The 4887-nt window shown below is 74.2% G+C and carries 2 protein-coding genes; both read left to right on the top strand.

The features are described from left to right. Positions 1–428 precede the first annotated feature (428 nt). Positions 429–1325, top strand: coding sequence for a hypothetical protein (locus tag AC5LSR_RS10790; RefSeq protein WP_250291144.1), 897 nt, complete (start codon positions 429–431; stop codon positions 1323–1325). After that, positions 1313–3850, top strand: coding sequence for a hypothetical protein (locus AC5LSR_RS10785; RefSeq protein ID WP_250291146.1), 2538 nt, complete (start codon positions 1313–1315; stop codon positions 3848–3850). The genes AC5LSR_RS10790 and AC5LSR_RS10785 overlap by 13 nt, the downstream gene beginning before the upstream one ends. Positions 3851–4887 lie beyond the last annotated feature (1037 nt).

Below are 4887 nucleotides of genomic sequence, written 5' to 3'. Positions count from 1 at the left end.
CGGGCCCGCGCGGCAGAGCGAGGGCCCGGGCGCCGCTGCCACCGCGGCGGCCACCGCGGCGGGGGCATCCGTCAGGAAAGCGCGTGGGCGTGGGCCTGGTGGGCGAACCCGGCCGGCGCGGCCTTCGTCGGTCGGGAAGCCTTCGTCCGTCAGGAAGGGGTGTGGGACGCGGGGAGCTGGCAGGCGCCGATGCATGGGGGCGGGGTGTCCTCCCCGCCCGGCCGACGCGGGTGGGCATGGCACGGGTACGCGCGGCGGCAGGCTGCGAAGATCCCCGCCTGGCCGGCACGGGTGGGCGCGGCCGTCATCCACGTGTGGGAGCGGAGCGCCGGTACACGCCGTGGCCGGGCAGGATCTGCCGCGCCGGGCGCCCAGGTCCGCATGTGTTCGGGTCCCGGACGGGGCGAAGACCGTCCAAGATCCACCATATGCGCACGAAAACTACGATCCCGGCACCAGACGGGGCTGTCGGCGGGACGTTCGGTGAGAAGGCCATTACCACCGGCGCTGATACCAGCGGCCCTGATGCCGTCGGTACCGCGCGCGGGTGGAGTTCCGCGGCGGTCCGCTGCCCGTCCCCGCGGGTCTTCTTCGCCTCCGCGGCCGCGGTGAACACGGTGCTGGGACGGGCGTCGACCCGGCACAGGGGGCGGCCGTGCCCCCAGCGGTCCGCCCACAGCAGCCGGGGGCGGACCGTGCTCGCCTACTGTGACCAGGGCTGTTACGACGATGCCGTCGACCTGCTCGCCGACGTCATGAACCGGCTGGGCGGCCGTCGGTTCGACGATCATGGCCGCGACGGAACATCACGCAGCCGTGGCGCCCGTGATGGGAGCGAGGCCACTCTGGACGGCTACGCGCTGAGAACCGCGTCCGCCGCGCTCGGGCAGCTCCATCGCAGGCGCCGCAAGAGCCTCGGGCTGCCGCAGCGGCCCGAGCGGGTCATCGACACCGGCTGGGCCGGGCGCATCCTGCCGGACCCGGGTGACCGGCGCCTGCTCGCGCACATGCTGACCTGGCTGGGCAGTGACGCACCGGCCGTGACGGACGCGGGCTGGCCGGTCGAGACGTGGGCGCCGCGGTACGGACTGCCCGTGGCGGCGATGGCGGCTCGGGTGGGCCGGGTCGCCGACGCCCTGCGGGAGGGCGACCCGCGCCGCTACTGGCGGTATATCGCCGAGCCGCTCGCGGCCAAGCCGCGGGTGCCCGCCCTGCTCGGCGACATCGAGATGGCTCATGACGACATGGCCGTGCACGGAGAGGCCGGGCACGGAGAGGCCGCGAACGAGGAGGCCGCGAACGAGGAGGCACTGTGCGCCGGATAGCGCTCCATATTCTCGGTGAGTCCGACGTAGGGCTGTTCAAGGCCGGCGCGGAGGAGATCGAAGCCCGTCTGGCCGCGCTACGCAGCAGTGATCCGGTCACTCGTGACATCGAGCTCGCGGGCACACCGGTGTCCAGGTTCGTCTCCCGCATCGGCGCGGGACCGGACGGCCCGGAGCGCATCCTCCTGATCGCCACGACCGGCGGTACCCGAGCCACCGGGCCGCTCGCCGACGTCGTGGCCGAGTACGTCAGCCGCCACACCGGCGGTGGCGGCCGGGTGACCGTCGAGTATGTCGTCGATCCGGCCCTGGAGCCCGCCCGGGACTGGATCCGGCAGTACATCGAGCGGTACGCCATCGACGAGACGACGCGCTGGGAGCTGCCGTTGGGCGGCGGGTCGACCGGCCTGGTGCTGGGTCTCCTCTTCGAGGTGCTCATCCGGGGCTTCCCGGTCACCCTCCGGACCGAGGACGACGCGGTGGCCGTCGTCGAACTGGGCATGCTGACGTGGCAGGAGCGGGAGGAGGCGATGAAACGGTGGCTGGTCCGGCACCGCTTCTACGACGCGCTCGCCAAGCTCGACCCGCGGTGGGAGCCGCTGGCCTGTCGGCAGGCGGTGAACGTCGCCGCCGTGCTCACCGCCGCCTGCGGTCCCCGGGACGACGGCCACTGGCTGCTTGACGACCGGGCGCGTGCGGCGCTGTTCGAAGCGGTCCAGGCGTCGTTCGCCGAGGGTCTGGCCCGTCAGGAGATCACCGACGGTGCCGCGGCCCGGACCTGGCTCAGGCGTTTCGCCACCGCGCACGTGCCCGCCGACCTGCACCTGGACGTCCTGCGCATGCTCGGCTGCCCGCCCTGGAGGCAGCTCGCGGTCGACCCGGCCATGGCCGAGCGGGTGGGCGCGCCGGTGGCGGCGCTGCTGAGCCCGGAAGTGGTGTGCTGGCACCGGAAGGTCATCCGTAACAGCCACGGCGCCCTCGGGGTGGTGGCCGAGCCGCCGGCGGCCGTGGTCGCGCTGCAGAACGACTGGATCGCGTCGCAGCACCGCGGTGGTCTACTGGCCGACTATCCGGCCTGGCTGGTGCGGGAGCCGCCCGCGGCCGGGCGGCGGGTCCTCCTGCTGCGCGTCCTGCGTACCGACCAGCGCAAGGACGACGACGTCCTGGACCAGGTGCTCGCCCGGCTCGGGGCCGGTGAGGTGCTGCTTGTCGAACTCAGGACGGCGCAGGGCACGACGACACCGCCCCGGCCCACCGTCACCGGTCCCTTCACGGTGGCGGTGACCGAGAAGGAGATCACGGAGACGCCGAGCCTGGCCGCCGCCTACCAGCGGGAACTGGTCAGATTTCTCGACGAGGAGGTACCCGGTGCCGACCTCGTCGACGAGGTCGCGGTGGTCCTCCCGCTCGGCGCCAAGGCGCTGGTCACCGCCGCGATGCTGGCCGCGGTCGACTGGTCGGTCCGCGCCGCCGCGCCGCTACAGGTCCTGACCACCCACGGTGACCATAACGACCGGGGAGTCGTGGCGACCAGGGGAGTCCACGAGGACGGCGATCGGGCCCTGGCCGCGCTCGGCCTGGACGGCGTCCTGGCCGAGCTGGCGGTGACGGCGCTGCGCAACCTCGACCTGACGGTCGCCGAACGTCTCCTGCGCCGCGGCTCGGCCCGGCTGCACGGGCTGGCCGACGAGGTCCGCGAGCTCCGGCGGGACGCGTTCAGAGTCCCGGAGAGCGCACCCGGCGTGGGGGGGCACGACGACCGCACGTCGGCGGCGGAGGTGTCGCTGGCCTGCGCGCGGTTGCGACTGTGCGGGCAGATCGCCGAGGAGCATCCGTGGGACGCCGCCTACCTGGCGACCAGCGTCCTGGACCACACCTTCCGGATGCCCGACGGGCAGACCCGGCGGTGCCAGGTCGAGGGCATCGGCCGGACCACCCTGACGAAGAACCGGGGCTGGGTGGCCGGGCCCGCCGAACCGACCGAGCGCCCGCAGGACTGGAAGCATCTGGCGCCGTGGCAGGTGGTCCGGGACAGGCAGAACGGGCATCGGCCGTCGTCGCAGCTACGCGATCTGCGCAACAGCCATCCGCTTTCGCACGGCATCGACCAGCCCTGGGAGAACCGTTACTGGGGCGGAGGCGAGGAGAAAGCGGGGAAGCGGGACGGCAGGCGGGAGAGCATCGCCGTCCCGACGGCCTCGCATGTCGTCCAGCTGCTCGCGGAAGCCGAGGCGGAGCTGCGCGACGCGCTGCGCGAGACATACCCGCAGGAAAGCTACCCGGAGGTGGCCCCCGTGGATCCGGAGCACCTCGTCCGGCGCCATCGGGACCTGCTGGTGCGGGTCGCGGGCCATCAGGGCGTGCCGGACGGTCAGGTACCGGCGGCCAGGGCGGCGAACCGGTCGGCCGCGGCCGCCTGCGCCGGGACGAGCGAGCCGGCCGGGGCATCGCCGGCCAGCAGCGCGAGGATCCGCAGCGCCACGTCGACGGAGGAGTCGAAGAAGCCGTCGAGGAAGCCGGCCTGACGGGGGCCGGCCGGCTGCCCGTCGCGGCCCAGCGGCGCGGGCACGACCAGATGGGCGAGGCCGGGACGTTCCGCCAGCGCCGCCCGCCAGCGCTCGACGGACGCCCGGATCTCGGCAACCGGGCGGCCGGACAGCTCCGCGACGGCTCCGAGCGCCCCACCCCCCGGGCCGTCCGCCGGGATGAGCAGCACCACCTGGACGTCGGGCGGAGCGCTGGCGAGCAGCCGGATATCGCCGTCGCCGTCCGCCGCCGGGTCGGCCAGGATGTGCGCCCACACGAGGTTCTCGGCCGAGGCGGGGTCCGCGAGCCAGCCTCGCAGCAGTTCGCTGGCCAGCGGCGTGTTCGGCCCGCGCCCCGGGTTCAGCGACCGGGCGAGGAAGTCGAAGCTTTCCCGTCCCCAGCCGAGCGCCGCCGACACCAGCGCGGCGACCGTGTACATCCCGGCCCAGCGCGGCCCGGCGACGACGATGCCGCGGGTGCCGGCGAGGACGGCCGCGTACGGCTCCGCGGCCCGCGCCGCGGCAAGGCGCGGGACGTAGACGCGTCCGTCCTCCCACGCGGACGACGGTTCCCCGACGAACAGGGGATTGTCCCATTCCGCGCCGGTGCGGTCGAACGCCTCGGCGAACACCCGCCCGGCCTCGCCGCGGTCGGCTATCCCGTCCCGCCGGTCGAGCAGCGCGTAGTCGCCGACGTGGTACCGGCAGCGCCGGCCGCGCCAGTGCGGCACGACGGTGACCGCCCATCCGCCGTGCCGCAGCGCGAGCTCGGCGAACAGAGCGCCGCCGGCGGCCCGGTGCTGTTCGGCGAGCAGCGCCCGCTGCAGCCGGAACCGGTGCTCGCAGGCGTTCAACCGCAGCGCCAGCGCCGCGACCGACGATTCGACCAGGCCGTAGGCGCTGAGCATCTCCAGCGGGTGGACACCTACCGCGCGGGCGAGGACCGGGATGGCGATCGGGTCGACCGCGGATTCGTTGGCGAGCCACCGCCGGACCTTGTCGGTGCTGTCCTTCAGCCCGAGCTGCGGGGCGACCTT

This window comes from Protofrankia sp. CiP1_Cm_nod4, assembly GCF_982290645.1.
Note: the sequence above shows the minus strand (reverse complement) of the source record. Positions and strands in the feature narration are given on the sequence as shown.